Genomic DNA, 17,753 nt, shown 5'->3' with positions numbered 1-17,753 from the left:
GGGCCCCCATGCTGCGGGGCCGCCAGCCCTTGACGGGCAGACATGGCCGGTCGAGGCACTAGGCTCTGCGCATGTTCTGGCCCATGCTCGCCATCGCTCTCGGCTTCCTCGGGATCGCCGTTCTCGGCGTCCTCGCGATCCGTGTGTTCGTCGAGGCACAGCGGCTCGGCCACGAGGTCGCCCGTACCACGGAGCGGATCAACCGCGCCGCCGAGGACCTGGAGAAGGCGGCCACCGAGATGGCCCGTACCGGCGAAACCCTGCGCTGAACCGCTGGTGAGGGAGGGGCTTCGGGGCCGCGGGACGCGGAGGTAGGCTTCTCCCAGCGGCCCAGACGGCGAGGCACGGGCCGCAACGGCGAGTATGCACAGGCATTGCCCTGCGTTTACTCCCCCGGGTTACGATCGCTCACACAGCACGGCGGTCGGACGCCTGTCCGACCAGCAGGCCAGCCCCACCCCAGCCGCCTCGGTGAGAAGGTACACGCTTATGTTCGGACGGATCGGCGCTCCGGAGATCATCCTGATCCTCGTCGTCATCATCCTCCTGTTCGGCGCCAAGAAGCTTCCGGACATGGCCCGTTCGCTGGGCAAGTCCGCCCGCATCCTCAAGAGCGAGGCCAAGGCGATGAAGTCGGAGGGCGGTCAGCAGCCCGCGCCCGCCGACCCGCCGCAGCCCGGTACGCCGCAGGACCAGGCCAACCCGCGCACGATCAAGGCCGCTCCCGGCGATGTGACCAGCTCGCGTCCCGTGACCGAGCCGACGGACACCACCCAGCGCTGAGACAGAGCCGCCCAGGGCCCCGTCACCGGTGAGGGCCTGCCGCACGAGATGAGGACGTGGGTTGCTCAAGTCTGCCCGCAAGCAGGAGAGGGATCCCGAGGGGCGGATGCCCCTCGTGGAGCACCTGCGTGAGCTTCGGAACAGGCTCGCGAAGGGACTCCTGGCGATCGTGGCCATCACGGTCGTCGCCGCCTTCTTCTACAACGACATCATCAACTTCTTCACGAAGCCCGTTCTGGAGTCGGTGGGTTGCCCCAGCTCCTTCTCGGAGCTGGCGAAGAAGCCCGAGGACACCACGTGCGCGCAGATCACCATCAATGGCCTGCTGACGCCGTTCACCCTCGCGCTGAAGGTCTCCCTCATGGCGGGTGTCGTCCTCGCCTCGCCGATCTGGCTCTACCAGCTGTGGGCCTTCCTCGCGCCCGGCCTGCACAAGAGTGAGAAGAAGTACGCGCTGATCTTCGTGGGCGCCGGCTTCCCCCTCTTCCTGGGCGGCGGCTACTTCGCCTACCAGGTGCTGCCGACCACCGCGAAGGTGCTGATCGAGTTCACGCCGTTCGGTGTGGACAACCTGCTGCCGCTGGACGATCTGCTCGACCTCGTGACCCGTATGGTGATCGTCTTCGGCCTCGCCTTCGAGCTGCCGCTGCTGCTGGTCCTGCTCAACCTAGGCGGGGTCATCACCGGCCGGCGGATGCTCGGCTGGTGGCGCGGCATGATCATGGGCATCACCGTCTTCGCCGCCCTGGCCACGCCCAGCACCGACCCGCTCACGATGATCGCGCTGGCGGCGCCCATCACCGTGCTGTACTTCGTCGCCACCGGTATCTCGCTGGTCAACGACCGCCGCCGGGCCATCCGGGACGCCAAGGGCCCCCGGGCCGACGAGGCCTCCGAGCTCGACCTCACGCCGGAGGACATCGGCGAGATCGAGCCCGTCTCCGCGACGCGCGCCCTGCCGGAGCAGGCGACGGGCGAGGCGGACGGCGGACGTTCGCACCGGCTCAACGGATACGACGACATCACCTGAGACGCGGGATGTGCGAAGGGGCCGGACGGAATCTCCGTCCGGCCCCTTCGCCGTCCCGGGCGGGGTGCTGGGCCGTGTCCGTCCGGCGCCTTTCGCCGTCCGGGCGGCGCGCTGGGCCGTGTCCGGGACGGCGCCTTCGCGCGCCCGTACCGCGTCCGGCCGGGTGGCCGGGGCGGAAAATAAAGATCGCGGTGACTGTCAGAGCTGACGGGTAGGCTCGTGTACAAGATGACCGAGGACCTCTCTCCCGCTGAGCGCTACGCCGCCGCCCGCATCCGCGCCGCCGAGGAGGCCACTGCGCTGGCCCCCTTCCGCGAGATGTACGAATTCGATCTGGACCCGTTCCAGATCGAAGCCTGTCAGGCTCTGGAAGCGGGCAAGGGCGTGCTCGTCGCCGCACCCACCGGGTCCGGCAAGACCATCGTCGGCGAGTTCGCCGTCCACCTGGCCCTTCAGCAGGGCCGCAAATGCTTCTACACCACGCCCATCAAGGCGCTGTCCAACCAGAAGTACGCCGACCTGGCCAAGCGCTACGGCGCGGACAAGGTCGGCCTGCTGACCGGCGACAACAGCATCAACTCCGAGGCGCCGGTGGTCGTGATGACCACCGAGGTGCTGCGCAACATGCTGTACGCGGGCTCGCAGTCGCTGCTCGGCCTCGGCTATGTGGTGATGGACGAGGTCCACTACCTCTCCGACCGCTTCCGCGGCGCCGTCTGGGAGGAAGTGATCATCCACCTCCCCGAGTCGGTGACGCTGGTGTCGCTCTCCGCGACCGTCTCCAACGCGGAGGAGTTCGGTGACTGGCTGGACACCGTCCGTGGCGACACCGAGGTGATCGTCTCCGAGCACCGGCCCGTGCCGCTCTGGCAGCACGTCATGGCCGGCCGGCGGATGTACGACCTGTTCGAGGAGGAGAGCGACCACGGCGGCCGGGGGACCGGCCGGCGCGAGGTCAACCCCGACCTGGTGCGTCTGGCGCGGATGGAGAACCAGCGCACGTACAACCCGCGTGACCGGCGGCGCGGCAAGATGGTGCGCGAGGCCGACCGCGAGCGCGAGCGCCGTCAGCGCAGCCGGATCTGGACCCCCGGGCGTCCCGAGGTCATCGACCGGCTCGACGCGGAAGGGCTGCTGCCCGCGATCACCTTCATCTTCAGCCGGGCCGGCTGCGAGGCCGCCGTACAGCAATGTCTGTACGCGGGGCTGCGGTTGAACGACGACGAGGCGCGGGTGAGGGTGCGCGAGATCGTCGAGGAGCGGACCCGGTCGATCCCCACGGAGGATCTGCACGTCCTCGGCTACTACGAGTGGCTGGAGGGTCTGGAGCGGGGCGTTGCCGCGCACCACGCCGGGATGCTGCCGACCTTCAAGGAAGTCGTCGAGGAACTCTTCGTCCGCGGCCTGGTCAAGGCCGTGTTCGCCACGGAGACACTGGCGCTCGGGATCAACATGCCCGCGCGTTCCGTGGTGTTGGAGAAGCTCGTCAAGTGGAACGGCGAGCAGCACGCGGACATCACGCCCGGTGAGTACACGCAGTTGACGGGGCGCGCCGGGCGGCGCGGTATCGATGTCGAGGGTCATGCCGTGGTGCTGTGGCAGCGCGGCATGGACCCGGCGGCGCTCGCGGGTCTCGCCGGCACGCGGACCTACCCCCTGCGCTCCAGCTTCAGGCCGTCGTACAACATGGCGGTCAATCTGGTGCAGCAGTTCGGTCGGCACCGCTCGCGCGAGCTGCTGGAGACGTCGTTCGCGCAGTTCCAGGCGGACAGGTCCGTTGTCGGTATCTCGCGTCAGGTCCAGAAGAACGAAGAGGGCCTGGAGGGCTACCGCGCGGGCATGACCTGCCACCTCGGCGACTTCGAGGAGTACGCGCGGCTGCGCCGTGAACTCAAGGACCGCGAGACCGAGCTGGCGAAGCAGGGCGCGGCACAGCGGCGGGCCGCGGCGGCGACCTCGCTGGAGAAGCTGAAGCCCGGCGACGTCATCCATGTGCCGACGGGCAAGTTCGCCGGTCTGGCGCTGGTGCTCGACCCCGGGATCCCGGCGGGACGGACCAACGGACACCGCGGGTTCGAACAGCACGACGGCCCGCGGCCGTTGGTGCTGACCGCGGAGAGGCAGGTCAAGCGGCTGGCGTCGATGGACTTCCCGGTGCCGGTGGAGGCGCTGGAGCGGATGCGGATCCCGAAGTCGTTCAACGCGCGGTCGCCGCAGTCGCGGCGCGACCTGGCGTCCGCGCTGCGCACCAAGGCGGGCCACATCGTCCCCGACAGGCACCGCAAGCAGCGGGCCGCAGCGGCGGACGACCGCGAGATCGCCCGGCTGCGTTCGGAGTTGCGCGCGCACCCGTGCCACGGCTGCGACGAGCGCGAGGACCATGCGCGCTGGGCCGAGCGCTACCACCGGCTCCAGCGGGACACGCGCCAGCTGGAGCGGCGGATCGAGGGCCGGACGAACACCATCGCCCGCACCTTCGACCGCATCGTGGCGCTGCTGACCGAGATGGACTATCTGCGCGACGACGAGGTCACCGAACACGGCAAGCGTCTCGCCCGGCTCTACGGCGAGCTCGACCTGCTGGCGAGCGAGTGCCTGCGCGAGGGTGTGTGGGAGGGGCTCAACCCTGCCGAACTGGCCGCGTGCGTCTCGGCATTGGTCTACGAGGCCCGCCAGTCGGACGACGCGGTGGCCCCAAAGGTCCCGGCGGGCAAGGCGAAGGTCGCGCTCGGCGAGATGGTGCAGATCTGGGGCAGGCTCGACGCGCTCGAAGAAGACTTCAAGATCAACCAGGCGGAGGGTGTGGGCCAGCGGGAACCGGACCTGGGCTTCGCCTGGGCGGCGTACCAGTGGGCGTCGGACAGGAGCCTGGACGAGGTGCTGCGCGAGGCGGACATGCCGGCGGGTGACTTCGTGCGCTGGACGAAGCAGGTGATCGACGTACTCGGTCAGATCGCGGCGGCGGCACCGCGGGAAGGCAGCACGGTCTCGAAGAACGCGCGCAAGGCGGTGGAGGGGTTGCTGCGGGGGGTTGTTGCCTACAGCTCGGTGGGCTGAGGAGTCAGCCGGCCAGTGCCTGGGCCAGAGCCGACAGGTCGGGCGCCCGTAGTACGCGGGATCCCCAGCCGGGGAGCGGCACATGCAGGGCGTCCACCCAGCGGTCGGGGATCGCTCCGGCTCCGTACACAGCGCCCGACAGCATGCCCGTCACGGCCGCCACCGTGTCGGTGTCACCGCCGAGGTCGATCGCTGCCGCGACCGACGCCTCGTACGACGTCGTCGTGCGCAGTGCCCACAGGGCCGAACCCAGGCACGGCCACGCTGCCCCGTTGAACTCCGTGGCGTCGGCCGGGTGCCAGTCCGGAGCCAGGACCGTCGACCAGCGTGCGCGGTGAGCCGCGTCCACGTCGGGAAGCACGGACGGTACGGCGGCCACGGGGTCGCCGCCGTCCAGAGCCACGCGGACAAGCTCATGGAGGATCGCCGTGCCCTCCCAGGCGGCCCGGTCGCCGTGGGTGAGGGCGGCGATCCGGCGAGCGGCCGCCATGGTGGCCTCCCGGCCCGCCGCCGCGAAGTGCACGGCGGAGGTCGAGGCGCGCATCAGGGAGCCGTTGCCGGCAGCACGACCTGTGACCTGGAAGTGCAGGGCCGCCGCGAGATCCCACGGTTCGCCGCTCGTCAGGACGTCCTCGGTCTGGAGACCGATGTCCTTCGGCTCGCCGGCCGCCCAGCGCTGGAACCGCTCGAAGATGTCCGGCAGGTCGAGGCCCTTCCGCTCCACGAGCGATTCCCCCACCAGCACGGCCATGTGCGTGTCGTCGGTCGCCTCGCCGGGGTCCCAGCCGCCGCCACCGCACATCCGGCCGACCCCGTCGGGGAATTCCGTGCGGAAGACTCCGGCCTCCCGGAACTCGAACGGCGCCCCCAGCGCGTCACCGACCGCCGAACCGACGACCGTGCCGATGATCCGTTCCGTTCGCTGCATCCGGACAGCCTAGAGGCCGCGTTGTCCGGCCCCTGCGTGCGGAGTCCGACGTCTTCGGTGACTGCCAACTCCTCGGCCTCGCCGTGGAACAGGCCGTCCTCGGACAGCGAATCGATCCCGACCAATCCGATACCCCTCCGGCACCGAATCCCCCCTGAGGGACGGTGCCGGACGCCGTTCGGAGGGAGCGGGAATGACAGCGAACCGGTCTCGCACGGCCATGGTCGGCAGCGGTGTCGCCCGCCTGCGCGCGGTGGACGTCGTGCGGCGCTCCCTCGACGCGGCACCCGGCGACCGTTCGCGTCCTGCCGTGCACCGCAGGGTTCAACCTCGCCTGTTCTCGCGCGAATTGCTCGTACAGCCTCGTCCCGTTCATGTTCCTCAGGAGGGTGTGAAGTGACCGTGTCCGTGTCCTCAGCGTCCCCCGCGCGCCCGCGCACCGCCCCCGTCGACGCCCGGCGCTGGCCCGACGTGGCCGACCTGCCCAGGACCTCCCCGCTGCGGACGGCGGGCGCCGAACGGCTCGTGCGTCGCGCGCTCGGCAGGCTGCCGTTGCGGGTGCGCCTCGGTGGCGGGGAGCCGGTCGGGCGGGGTGGGCCGTTCATGGAGGTTCATGAGCCGCGGCGATTCTTCCGGCGCATCGGGCACAGCGGCCTCATCGGATTCGGTGAGTCGTACATGGCGGGCGAGTGGGAGGCCCGTGACCTCGTCGGCGTGCTCACCGTGCTCGCCGAGAACGCCGACTCGCTCGTGCCGGGAACGCTGCACCGGCTGCGCGGTGCATGGGCGACCCCGCAGCCCGCCGAGCACCGCAACACGGCCGAGAACGCCCAGGCCAACCTGAGTCACCACTTCGACCTCTCCAACGAGTTGTTCGCGCTCTTCCTCGACGAGACTCTGTCGTACTCCTCCGGCCTCTTCCGCGGATTCCCCGCCGAGCCGCAGTTGCTGGCCGCCGCGCAGCACCGCAGGATCGACCGGCTGCTCGACCGGGCGAACGTCACCGCCGGGACCCAGCTGCTGGAGATCGGCACGGGCTGGGGTGAGCTGGCGATCCGCGCGGCGCAGCGCGGGGCACGCGTGCTGACCGTGACGCTCTCGCGGGAGCAGCAGACGCTCGCCCGCCGGCGGATCCGCCGGGCCGGTCTCGAGGACCGGGTGACCGTCCTGCTGCGGGACTACCGCAACGTCCTCGGGCGCTACGACGCCATCGTGAGCGGGGAGACCCTCGAGGCGGTCGGCGCGGAGTTCTGGCCGGACTACTTCATGGCGCTGGACCGTCTGCTCGCACCCGGCGGCCGGGTCGCCCTCCAGACCATCACCATGCCGCACGACCGGATGACCGCCTCCCGGAGCACGCACACCTGGATCCAGAAGTACATCTTCCCCGGCGGGATGGTTCCGTCGGCCGAGGCCATCGAGCAGGTCGTCGGCGGCTGCACCGCGCTGCGCGTTGCGGCGCGGGACAGCTTCGGACCGCACTACGCGGAGACCCTGCGGCTGTGGCGCGAACGCTTCACCGAGCGCGCCGCCGACGTCGGAGCCCTCGGCTTCGACGAGACCTTCCGCCGGATGTGGACCTTCTATCTCGCCTACTCCGAAGCGGGCTTCCGCTCCGGCTCTCTGGACGTCCAGCAGGTGCTGCTGACCAAGGACGTTCCGGTTTCCTGACTCGCCGCGCGGACCCGGGGTGTCTGACAGCGCCCCGGGTCAGACCTGACCGCGGGCCTGCTCGCAGCGCGCCCGGTCCTCCTGCGGATCCACCAGCGGCTCCGGATAGTCGAGCCGGGCCCGCCTCAGATCGTCGAGCGCCCACGGCTGGTGTACCTCGGGCCCGGCCAGCTCGGCCAGTTCGGGAACCCAGCGGCGCACATGGTCGCCGTGCGGATCGAAGCGCTGCGCCCACGCGAGCGGATCGGGGACCCTGTCCGTCCGCGGCTCCGTTCCGGTGCCCGCGGCCCCCTGCCAGTTGAGCTGGTTGTCGGCGATGTCCCCGTCGACCAGAAGGTCCAGGAAGTGACGCGCCCCGATCCGCCAGTCCACGTACAGCGTCTGCGTCAGGTAGACCGCCGCGAGCAGCCGGGAGCGGTGGTGCATCCAGCCCTCGTGCAGCAGCTGCCGCATGCCCGCGTCCACGACGGGGCAGCCGGTGCGCCCCTCCTTCCACGCGGTGATGTCCTTCTCGTCCCGGCGCCACCGGTCGCCGCGCGGACGGTAGTCGGCATGGGCCGCGTCCGGGCGGGCCGCGAGGACCTGGTGGTGGAAGTCCCGCCGGGCCAGCCGCCGTACGAACGCGTCCGCTCCCGGCCCGCCCACGCCGCGTGCCCGCCCGACCAGTTCGGCCGCGGACAGGGTGCCGAAATGCAGATGGGCCGAGAGCCGCGAGGTGGTGTCCCCGGACAGGTCGTCGTGCCGCTCCCCATACGCCTCGACGCCCGAGCCGCCGCGGTCGAGCCAGGCGGTCAGCCGCTGCCGTCCCTCGTGCTCACCGCCCCTGGCGACCGCGGGCGACGCCCCGGGCACCGCGGTCCGCCGGGGCAGCGGATGGCCCGCCAGTTCGGGGACCGCCACGGCGTGGGGCGGTGCCACCACCTCGCGCAGCCCCGCCCGGTCCCAGCTGCCGAAGTACGGCTCGAACGCCGCGTAGTGGTTGCTGTCGGCGGGTGTCAGCCGACCGGGCGGCACGGCGGTGGTGACCCCCTCGTGCACATGCAGGGCGCACCGGACCGCCGTCAGCGCCGTACGCAGCTGGTCCTCCCGGCGTTGGGCATAGGCGCTGACACCGGCGGCGATGTGCACCGCGCGGGCGCCGCTCTCGGTGACCACCCGGCACACCTGCTCGGTGACATCGCCGATACGGATCACCAGGCGGCCGCCTCGCTCCCGCAGACCTGCGTCGAGCGAGGCGAGGCAATCCGCCAGAAAGGCACGGCGGTTGGGCACGGCGAAACCCGCCCGCTGCACCCCGCGGTCGACCACGAACAACGGCACCACCTCGTCCGCCCCGCGCACGGCGGCGCTCAGTGCCGGCTGGTCGTGCACGCGCAGGTCGGAGGTGAAGAGCATGACCGCCACACTCATGAGCCGTCCTTCCTCAGGCAGGGAAGTTCATCAGAGCCACGGGGTCGCTGGTGGGCTTCGGCGAGCCGCCGGCCGGCTCGACGGTGACGCCCATGCCGGAAGCCGCGTTCACCGGACCGTCCATCAGGAGCGCGTTGTCCGCGGTGGCCGGGTCCATCAGTCCGGCCGGCCGCATGGTGCCGCCGTCGTTGAACCAGAGCTGGTAGACCTTGCCCGCCGGCGGCCTGGGCAGCCCCGAGACGAGGAAGGCCGCCTGGTTGCGGCTCTTGGAGACGACGACCGTGCCGCGGCCGCCGTCCTGGAGCTTGGTGCTGCTCACCTGGGCGTCCGGCGCGGCGAGGACCGCGGCGAGCTCGGCCGTCTGCTGCTCCGCGCGCTGAGCCGCCCGGCGGGCGTCCTGTGCCTCCTGGTGCTGCCAGAAGGAGACCCCGCCGAAGGCCGCGGCCGCGGCGAGACAGGCCGCCAGCACGAATCGGGACAGCCCGCGGCTCCGGCGCCGGCCGGCGTGCAGCCGGGTGACGCGCGGCGGTTGCTGGCGCTCGGCGGATATCTTGCGCATCACCTGCTGTTTCAGCGCGGGCGGCGGGACCACGGCGGCGGCCATGCCCAACTTGCTCACCGTCGCGGCGAGTTCCCGCACCTCCTGTTCGCAGGACGGACAGTTCTCCATGTGCCGCTCGAACTCGGCGCGCTCGTCGGGCGCCAGCGCGTGCAGCACATAGGCGCCGGTCAGCGTGTGCAGATCAGCGGTGGTCATGCGCTCACCCCCAGGCAGTCGCGCAGCCGGATGAGCCCGTCGCGCAGTCTCGTCTTGACCGTGCCCAGTGGCACGGAGAGCAGTTCGGCCACTTCGCGGTAGGCCAGCCCCCGGTAGTACGCGAGGGTCACCGACTGGCGCTGGAGTTCGGTCAGTCCGCCGAGGCACCGCCGTACCTGCTCGCGTTCGAGCCGGGCCTCGACCTGCTCGGTGACCTCGTCGTACGCGGGTGTCCGCTCCAGCAGCGCGGCCCGCCGTTCGCGGTCCGTGGCCGCCTGCGCCGACCGGACGCGGTCCACGGCGCGCCGGTGCGCGAGCGTGAGGATCCAGGTCATGGCCGATCCGCGGGTGGGCTGGAAACGTGCCGCGGTGCGCCACACCTCGATCAGCACTTCCTGGGTCACCTCCTCCGACTGGGCCGGGTCCCGCAACACGGCCCGAACCAGGCCGAGTACCGGTCCGCACGCCGCGTCGTACACCCGCGAGAAGGCGTCCTGGTCACCGCGGGCCACCAGGGCGAGCAACTGTTGCAGATCTGGTCGCGCCGAGGCGGGACCGCCGATGCGTACGGCGTCGTTCACGCAGCTTCCTCCACTGTGCGGGCATCTCGTCCGGACAGAATCACCAGGCATTCGGTGCTGCTGGTGCTGCGGATTGGTCCGGATTCGCAGATGGTTGCACGAGTGGGGAACGGGTGGTCCCGCAGGTACCCGTCGGTGAGGGCGGGTTCGGGCCGAGAGCCCGGCTAGCGCCCCTGAACGGACACCGGCCGGGCGGTCCCGGCGGCGCCACCGGCCGCACCGGCGGCGGACCGCATCCGTACCGCGCGCAGCAGCAGGAAGACGGGGAACGCGAGCGGAGAGAGCAGGATCGTGAAGACGAGCAGCGGGCTCATCACCAGAGGGCTGATTCCCAGCCGCCGTCCTTCGAGGTGCATCCACTGGCCGAGCAGCAGGTCCCAGGCGATGATCTGCGCCCACACCGCGCCCGCGCCGCCCGCCAGTTCGGTCAGCTCGCGGAACCTGTCGATGTCCGGGCTGCTCACGGCCGTCCAGATCTCCGGGAAGACGGGGACGGCCAGGGTCACATAGACGACCAGCACCGGGAGGACGGTCAGCGGTGACGCGGCGACGCGGGCAGTGACCCGCCAGGTCGGCGCGAAGATCATCAACAGCCACACCGGACTCGCCAGATAGAAGGAGAGCTGGAAGAGGAAGGCGGTCATGGCGCGAGCTCCTTTCCGGGTCCGATGGGGCCCGAGTCGCCGGGGACGTGGCTATGGATAGTGGAACTAGCCACTATCGGATAGCCTCACTATCCATGGCGCGCAGGTGCACCGGCAAGGGCGGAAGGATGAACACGTCGTGCGCATAGGGGAGTTGAGCCGCAGGACCGGCGTGCCGGTACCCACGATCACGTACTACGTCCGGGAAGGGCTTCTGCCGGCCGGCCGGCAGACCAGCCCGAGCCAGGCGGCATACGACGAGGCACACGAACGCCGACTGCGCCTGATCCGGGCCCTGTTGGAGATCGGCGGCCTCGAGGTGGCGGCTGTCGCGGACGTACTCGCCGCTGTCGACGACGGCGGCAGGCCGGTGCACAGTGTGCTGGGCGTGGCCGCGGATCTGATCGCCCCTCGGTACGCCGGGGGAGAGGCGGATGCCGAACGGGACGCCGCGCGCGTACGGGTGCGGGAACTGATCGCCCGGCGCGGCTGGCTCGTCGAGGACGACTCCCGGGCCGCGGACGCGCTCGCGACGGCACTCGCCGCGCTGGAGCGTGCCGGCCACGGAGACTTCGACCAGGTGCTCGACACCTACGCGGACGCGGCGGAGAAGGTGGCACGGGCGGACCTGGCGTACGTCGCGCGCCGGGCGGGCCGGGACGGCGTGGTGGAGAGCGCGGTCGTCGGCACGGTCCTCGGGGACGCCCTCCTGGCGTCACTGCGCAGGCTCGCGCACGCGGACGGTTCGGCGTGGGCGTATGTGAACGGCCAGGGCGGGGTGGCGAGGTCGGCGGGGGCGGGGGAGCCGCGGGGGTGAAGGCGGGGTGCCGGCCGATCACCCCTCGGGGCGCCGACGCGTCGTCAGGCCGCCGGCTCCTGTTCCCGCTCCACCTGCTCGTTCCACTCGCGCTTCACCGCGCGCCACGCCTCGTCGCTCTGGCCCAGTCGCCAGTAGCCCGAGATCGACAGCTGTTCGCGCGGTACCTGCCGCTCCAGTCGCAGATGGCGGCGCAGTTCCTTCACGAAGCCCGCCTCGCCGTGGACGAACGCGCACACCCTGCCCTCGGGGAACTTGAGGGCGGTCACCGCCGCCACCAGCGCCTCGCCGACCGGCCGGCCGGCGCGGTGCAGCCAGTGGATCTCCACGCCGTCGGGCGTGACGACCTTCTGCTCGTCCTCGGGGCCATCGACCTCCACGAAGGCGTGCACCCGCGCACCCGCCGGCATGGTCTCCAGCGACGCGGCGATCGCGGGCAGCGCGCTCTCGTCGCCCACCAGCAGATGCCAGTCCGCCGTGGCGTCGGGCGCGTAGCCGCCGCCGGGGCCGAGGATGCGCAGGAGGTCACCCACGCGGGCCCGCGCCGCCCAGGGGCCGGCGAGGCCCTCGTCGCCGTGGACCACGAAGTCGATCGTCAGCTCGCCGCTGTCCCGGTCCCAACTCCGGACCGTGTACGTGCGGTTCGCGGGCCACTGGTCGCGCGGGAACTCCGCACGGATCCGGTCCATGTCGAACGGCTCCGGGTAGCTGACGCCCTCCGGCGTGAACAGGAGCTTGACGTAGTGGTCGGTGAAGCCGTCGAGACCGAAGCCCGCCAGCCCCTCGCCGCCGAGGACGACGCGCACCATGTGCGGGGTGAGCTGCTCGGTGTGCACCACCCGCGACTCGTAGGCCTTCGGTGACGTGCGGGCCGGTCGTTCTGCCACGGCGGTCTCCCTGAACTCGTGCTGCTTAGGCTTGCCTAAGTTAGCATCTCAGGCGCGAAGAGTGCCCAGCAGGCGCAGCAGCGCGCCGCCGAGTCCCCACTGTGCCGCGAGTTCGTTCAAGGTCTCCGGATGGCGCGGCTCCGTGGGCAGAGCAGGGTCGAAGGGGGGAAGCGCCACGTCGGAGGCGACCCGGACGACCTTCGGCGCGACCGCCACGTAGTCCCGCGACTCGTCGAGCCGTTTGCGTTGCGACGGTGTGAGCTTCGCGGCCGGGTCGTCGACGGCGGCCATGATTCCGTCCAGGTCGCCGAAGGCGTCCAGCAGTTTGGCCGCGGTCTTCTCGCCGATCCCGGGCACGCCCGGCAGGCCGTCGCTCGGGTCGCCCCGCAGCAGCGCCAGATTCACGTACCCGGGGCCGTCCACGCCGTACCTCTCGCGGAGCCAGGCCTCGTCCGTCGTCTGGAGCGTCCCGACACCCTTGAGCGGGTACAGCACCCGCCGGCCGCGGGCGTCGTCGACCAGCTGGAACAGGTCACGGTCGCCGGTGACGATGTCCACCGGACCGGTGGCGCGCGCGGTCAGCGTGCCGATGACGTCGTCGGCCTCGTACCCGTCGGCGCCGACCCGGGCGATGCCGAGCGCGTCCAGCACCGCCGCGATCACCGGAACCTGCGGAGACAGGGTGTCCGGGATCTCCTCCTCGTCCGGGAGGCTCCGCTCCGTCTCCACGGCGACGCGGTGCGCCTTGTACGACGGGATCAGGTCGACCCGCCACTGCGGCCGCCAGTCGTTGTCCCAGCAGGCCACCAGGTCGTCGGGATGGTGGTCCTGGACCAGCCGCGTGATGAATTCGAGCAGCCCGCGCACGGCGTTGACCGGGGTGCCGTCGGGGGCCCGCACGGAGTCGGGGACCCCGAAATAGGCGCGGAAGTACAGGGAAGCGGTGTCGAGGAGCATCAGGCGTCGCGTCACACCCCGATGATGCCGCACCCCACCGACAGTCACCTCTCACCCTGTGAGCTCCTGGAGCGCCGGTCCCACGCGCGCTCCATGGAGCGCGGGTCCCGCCCGGTGAACGACCCCCGGGTGCCCGGAAGGTGACCTGGGTCACTCTTTCGTTTGGCTTGTTCCCGCCAGGGAAGGCGCGGGCCCGGAGCGGACCCCGTGCATGTTTCAACAATTGCCTCGGGCAAGCGGGCCGACCCCGCGAAGCTCCACGGTCTGCCAGTCGGGGGTGGCAGACCGTTTTCGGTTCGATCGGTGAGGTGTATGTGTCCAGGCTGCAAGCCGAGCACTTGTACAAAGTGTTCGGCAGACGACCCGACGAAGCGGTGAGCAGGCTCGAAGGCGGAGCCGGCCGCGACGAGCTCCGCGCCGACGGCACGACCGCAGCGGTGATCGACGCCTCGTTCACCGTCGAACCGGGTCAGATCTTCGTCGTCATGGGCCTCTCCGGGTCCGGCAAGTCCACGCTGCTGCGCATGCTCAACGGGCTGCTCGACCCCACCGCCGGACGCGTCCTCTTCGACGGTCAGGACCTCACCGCCCTGAGCCCGCGCGACCTGCGCACCGTCCGCTCCACGAAGATCAGCATGGTCTTCCAGCACTTCGCGCTGTTCCCGCACCGCAGCGTCCTGGAGAACGCCGGTTACGGACTCGAGGTCCAGGGCGTCGCCCGCCCGGAGCGCGACCGCCGCGCCGCCGAGGCGCTGGAGATGGTCGGCCTCGCCGGCTGGGAGAACTCCTGGCCCGACGAGCTGTCCGGCGGTATGCAGCAGCGTGTCGGCCTCGCCCGCGCGCTCGCCACCGACGCCGATCTGCTGCTGATGGACGAGTCCTTCAGCGCGCTCGACCCGCTGATCCGCCGCGACATGCAGGACCAGCTCCTGGAGCTCCAGAAGCGGCTCAAGAAGACCATCGTCTTCATCACCCACGACCTGAACGAGGCCATGCGCCTCGGCGACCGCATCGCCGTGATGCGCGACGGCGAGATCGTGCAGCTGGGCACCGCCGAGGACATCCTCGTCACGCCCGCCAACGACTACGTCGCCTCCTTCACACAGGACGTTGACCGCTCCCGCGTCCTCACCGCAGGCGCGATCATGGCCGACCCGGAGACCGCGTACGGCAGCAGGACGGACAACGGCAAGGAGCTGAAGGGCGCACGCGACGTACTCGCCGCCGCCCCCGCCACCGTCTCCGCGGACACCCCGATCATCGAGCTGTTCACGCCCTGCTCCACCAGCGGTGTCGCTGTCGCCGTCGTCGACGACGAGGGCGAACTCATCGGCGTCGTACCGCGTGCCCGTCTGCTCGCCGTCCTCGGCGAGCCCCTGACCCCCGCACCCGTACCGCCGCAGAACACCGCCCCCGCGAAGAGCGTCGCCACGGCCGGCGACGCCGACGCGGCCGACAAGGCGGTGGCCAGTGCCTAGGCTCCATCTCGGCGACTGGGTCGACAGCGGTGTCAACTGGCTCCAGTCCCACCTCTCCTGGCTGTTCGACGCCATCAGCTCGGTCGTCACCGGGATGTACGACGGCATCGACTCGGTGCTCTCCGCACCCGAGCCGCTGCTGTTCGCGGGCATGCTCGCCGTCGTGGCCTGGTGGCTGCGCGGACTGCTCGCCGGCGGGCTCGCCTTCGCGGGCTTCGCCCTCATCGACTCCATCGAGCTGTGGGACGACGCGATGTCGACCCTCTCGCTGGTGCTCGTCGCCACCATCGTCACGCTGGTGATCGCCGTACCGCTCGGCATCTGGGCCTCGCGCTCCAAGACCGTCAGCGCCGTGACCCGGCCGGTTCTGGACTTCATGCAGACCATGCCGGCGATGGTGTACCTGATCCCCGGCATCATCTTCTTCGGCGTCGGCGTGGTGCCCGGCATCATCGCCACCATCGTCTTCGCGCTGCCGCCCGGCGTACGGATGACCGAGCTCGGCATCCGTCAGGTCGACGAGGAACTCGTCGAGGCCGCCGAGGCGTTCGGCACCACTCCGCGCAACACCCTGCTGCGCGTCCAGCTGCCGCTCGCACTGCCCACGATCATGGCCGGCATCAACCAGGTCATCATGCTGGGCCTGTCCATGGTCGTCATCGCGGGCATGGTCGGCGGCGGCGGGCTCGGCGGCGCCGTGTACCGCGCCATCGGCAACGTCGACATCGGCCTCGGCTTCGAGGCGGGCATCTCCATCGTCATCCTCGCCATGTACCTGGACCGCATCACCGGCGCGCTCGGCCGCCAGGTCTCGCCGCTGGGCCGTCGCGCGATCGCCAAGGCCAAGGCCATGACCGGCGGGCTGAAGATCTGGGACCACCGCCCGCAGCCCGTGGTCGCGGTCGTCGGTGTCGTCGTCCTCGCGCTGGTCGCCGGCGGTATGGGCATGTTCGGCGGCACCAAGTCCGCCGACGCGTCCGACGCCTCGAACGTGGGTCAGGGCAAGAAGGTCTCCATCGGTTACATCCCCTGGGACGAGGGCATCGCCTCCACGTTCCTGTGGAAGGAACTGCTGGAGCAGCGCGGCTACGAGGTCGACACCAAGCAGCTGGAGGCCGGATCGCTCTACACCGGCCTCGCCGGCGGCCAGATCGACTTCCAGACCGACTCGTGGCTGCCCGTCACCCACGCCCAGTACTGGAAGAAGTACCAGAGCAAGCTGGAGGACCTCGGCTCCTGGTACGGCCCCACCTCGCTGGAGCTGTCCGTGCCCTCCTATGTGAAGGGCATCGACTCGCTGGCGGACCTCAAGGGGAAGTCGGCACAGTTCAAGGGCCGGATCATCGGCATCGAGCCGAGCGCCGGAATGATGGGCCTGCTCAAGGACAAGGTGCTCAAGGAGTACGGCCTGGAGGGCGAGTACAAGGTCGTCGACGGTTCGACGCCCGGCATGCTCGCCGAGCTGAAGCGCGCGTACGAGAAGAAGGAACCGATCGTCACCACGCTGTGGTCGCCGCACTGGGCCTACAGCAGCTACGACCTGAAGAAGCTCAAGGACCCCAAGGTGTCGTGGGGCAAGGGCGACGGCGTGCACACGCTGGCGCGCAAGGGCTTCTCGGCGGACAACCCGCAGGTCGGCAAGTGGCTGAAGAGCTTCAAGATGACCGAGAAGCAGCTCACGGACCTCGAAGCGACGATCCAGAAGACCGGCAAGGGCAAGGAGCAGGACGCCGTACGCGACTGGCTGGCCAAGAATCCCGGGCTCGCCGACAAGTGGACCCCCGTCGCCAAGGCGGGCAAGGCCGCGAACGGCAAGGACGAGCGCGAACGCCCGCTGGAGGTCGCCTGGTTCCCGTGGGAGGAGGACATCGCCGCCACGTATCTGTGGAAGGCGGTCCTCGAGGAGCGCGGGTACACCATGAATCTCAAGCAGTTCGAGGTCGGTCCGATGTACACCGCGATGTCGCGCGGTCAGATCGACGTCCAGTTCGACGGCTGGCTGCCGAACACCCAGAAGAAGTACTGGGACAAGTACGGCGACAAACTTACCGACGTCGGCTCCTGGTACGGACCCACCTCACTGGAGATCGCGGTGCCCTCCTATGTGAAGGGTGTCGACTCGCTCGAGGATCTCAAGGGCCGCGGTGGAGAGTTCAAGGGCCGCATCGTCGGTATCGAGCCGGGCACCGAGACCATGAACATCCTCAAGAACAAGGTCCTGCCGGGCTACGGCATCGACGGTGAGTACAAGGTCGTCGACAGCTCCACCCCCGGCATGCTCGCCGAGCTGAAGCGGGCGTACGCCAAGAAGGAACCCATCGCCGTGATGCTGTGGACCCCGCACTGGGCCTACAACGAGTACGGCCTCACCAAGCTGAAGGACCCCGAGAAGGCCTTCGGCACGGGAGACCGCATCCACACGGTGGCGAGCAAGGACTTCCCGAAGAACTATCCGCGGCTGACCGGCTGGCTCAAGAACTTCAAGCTCAGCGAGAAGCAGCTCGCCGGCCTGGAGAACGAGATCCAGAAGCGCGGAACGGGACACGAGGAGGAGGCGGTGAAGGCCTGGATGAAGGAGAACCCGGGCATCGCCGACCGGATGGCGCCGCAGTAGCGGTCGCACACAGTGACGGCAGGGCTGCCTGCCGTACCCGGGGCGCAACGGGGTGGTTCTCGCCGGAGGCGGGGGCCACCCCGTCCGGCTTTCCCCGCCGGCGCCGGGTCCGTGACCTGATGCGGGAGCGGTCGGACCC

The 17,753-nt window shown here is 70.5% G+C and carries 15 protein-coding genes; 8 read left to right on the top strand and 7 right to left on the bottom strand.

Annotated elements, in window-relative coordinates:
* Positions 1-71: 71 nt before the first annotated feature.
* The 4 genes from OHA05_RS06580 to OHA05_RS06565 all read left to right on the top strand — a co-directional run bounded on the left by OHA05_RS06580 (position 72) and on the right by OHA05_RS06565 (position 4,870).
* A complete protein-coding gene (locus OHA05_RS06580; RefSeq protein WP_328860053.1) occupies positions 72-269 on the top strand; it encodes a hypothetical protein in 198 nt (65 codons plus the stop codon).
* A gap of 220 nt (positions 270-489) precedes the next feature.
* Positions 490-783 carry a Sec-independent protein translocase subunit TatA gene (gene tatA / locus OHA05_RS06575; RefSeq protein ID WP_313947331.1) on the top strand — a complete coding sequence of 98 codons (294 nt, stop codon included), beginning with the start codon at positions 490-492 and terminating at the stop codon, positions 781-783.
* A gap of 61 nt (positions 784-844) precedes the next feature.
* The gene (gene tatC / locus OHA05_RS06570) at positions 845-1,813 is read left to right on the top strand and encodes a twin-arginine translocase subunit TatC (protein ID WP_313947332.1); all 969 of its coding nucleotides are present in this window, start codon (positions 845-847) and stop codon (positions 1,811-1,813) included.
* A gap of 228 nt (positions 1,814-2,041) precedes the next feature.
* The gene (locus tag OHA05_RS06565) at positions 2,042-4,870 is read left to right on the top strand and encodes a DEAD/DEAH box helicase (protein ID WP_313947333.1); all 2,829 of its coding nucleotides are present in this window, start codon (positions 2,042-2,044) and stop codon (positions 4,868-4,870) included.
* A 4-nt stretch (positions 4,871-4,874) separates the two neighbouring features.
* Here the strand turns inward: OHA05_RS06565 and OHA05_RS06560 are convergent, their stop codons facing one another.
* A complete protein-coding gene (locus tag OHA05_RS06560; RefSeq protein WP_328860052.1) occupies positions 4,875-5,798 on the bottom strand; it encodes an ADP-ribosylglycohydrolase family protein in 924 nt (307 codons plus the stop codon).
* A 396-nt stretch (positions 5,799-6,194) separates the two neighbouring features.
* Here OHA05_RS06560 and OHA05_RS06555 point away from each other — a divergent pair, with 396 nt between their 5' ends.
* Positions 6,195-7,469, top strand: a complete 1,275-nt coding sequence (locus OHA05_RS06555; protein WP_443043642.1) for a class I SAM-dependent methyltransferase — start codon at positions 6,195-6,197, stop codon at positions 7,467-7,469.
* A 39-nt stretch (positions 7,470-7,508) separates the two neighbouring features.
* On the opposite strand, the gene OHA05_RS06550 is transcribed toward OHA05_RS06555, so the two are convergent.
* The 4 genes from OHA05_RS06550 to OHA05_RS06535 form a co-directional block, all read right to left on the bottom strand.
* Positions 7,509-8,879 carry a cryptochrome/photolyase family protein gene (locus tag OHA05_RS06550; protein WP_328860051.1) on the bottom strand — a complete coding sequence of 457 codons (1,371 nt, stop codon included), beginning with the start codon at positions 8,877-8,879 and terminating at the stop codon, positions 7,509-7,511.
* Positions 8,880-8,892: 13 nt separating this feature from the next.
* Positions 8,893-9,636, bottom strand: a complete 744-nt coding sequence (locus OHA05_RS06545) for an anti-sigma factor (protein ID WP_313947335.1) — start codon at positions 9,634-9,636, stop codon at positions 8,893-8,895.
* Positions 9,633-10,217 (bottom strand): sigma-70 family RNA polymerase sigma factor, encoded by a 585-nt coding sequence (locus tag OHA05_RS06540; RefSeq protein ID WP_313947336.1) that lies wholly within the window; start codon positions 10,215-10,217, stop codon positions 9,633-9,635. Before OHA05_RS06540 ends, OHA05_RS06545 begins: the two co-directional genes overlap by 4 nt.
* A gap of 164 nt (positions 10,218-10,381) precedes the next feature.
* Positions 10,382-10,861, bottom strand: coding sequence for an ABA4-like family protein (locus OHA05_RS06535; RefSeq protein ID WP_328860050.1), 480 nt, complete (start codon positions 10,859-10,861; stop codon positions 10,382-10,384).
* A gap of 139 nt (positions 10,862-11,000) precedes the next feature.
* Between OHA05_RS06535 and OHA05_RS06530 the strand changes: the two genes are divergently transcribed.
* Positions 11,001-11,678: a MerR family transcriptional regulator gene (locus OHA05_RS06530; protein ID WP_328860049.1), complete on the top strand. Its 678-nt coding sequence runs from the start codon at positions 11,001-11,003 to the stop codon at positions 11,676-11,678.
* A 44-nt stretch (positions 11,679-11,722) separates the two neighbouring features.
* On the opposite strand, the gene OHA05_RS06525 is transcribed toward OHA05_RS06530, so the two are convergent.
* Entirely contained in the window at positions 11,723-12,565 is an 843-nt protein-coding gene (locus tag OHA05_RS06525; protein WP_328860048.1) for a siderophore-interacting protein, read from the bottom strand.
* A gap of 48 nt (positions 12,566-12,613) precedes the next feature.
* Positions 12,614-13,522 (bottom strand): 5'-3' exonuclease, encoded by a 909-nt coding sequence (locus tag OHA05_RS06520; protein WP_328863340.1) that lies wholly within the window; start codon positions 13,520-13,522, stop codon positions 12,614-12,616.
* Between the two features lie 314 nt (positions 13,523-13,836).
* On the opposite strand from OHA05_RS06520, the gene OHA05_RS06515 reads away from it, so the two are divergent.
* Both OHA05_RS06515 and OHA05_RS06510 read left to right on the top strand, forming a co-directional pair.
* Positions 13,837-15,000, top strand: a complete 1,164-nt coding sequence (locus OHA05_RS06515) for a quaternary amine ABC transporter ATP-binding protein (RefSeq protein ID WP_328860047.1) — start codon at positions 13,837-13,839, stop codon at positions 14,998-15,000.
* On the top strand, positions 14,993-17,614 hold the full coding sequence (locus tag OHA05_RS06510) for an ABC transporter permease/substrate binding protein (protein WP_313947341.1): 2,622 nt from the start codon (positions 14,993-14,995) through the stop codon (positions 17,612-17,614). Before OHA05_RS06515 ends, OHA05_RS06510 begins: the two co-directional genes overlap by 8 nt.
* Positions 17,615-17,753 lie beyond the last annotated feature (139 nt).

Source organism: Streptomyces sp. NBC_00306 (assembly GCF_036169555.1).
GTDB lineage: Bacteria > Actinomycetota > Actinomycetes > Streptomycetales > Streptomycetaceae > Streptomyces > Streptomyces achmelvichensis.
The sequence above is the reverse complement of the archived record's forward strand: the minus strand, read 5'-3'. Positions and strand labels throughout refer to the sequence as shown.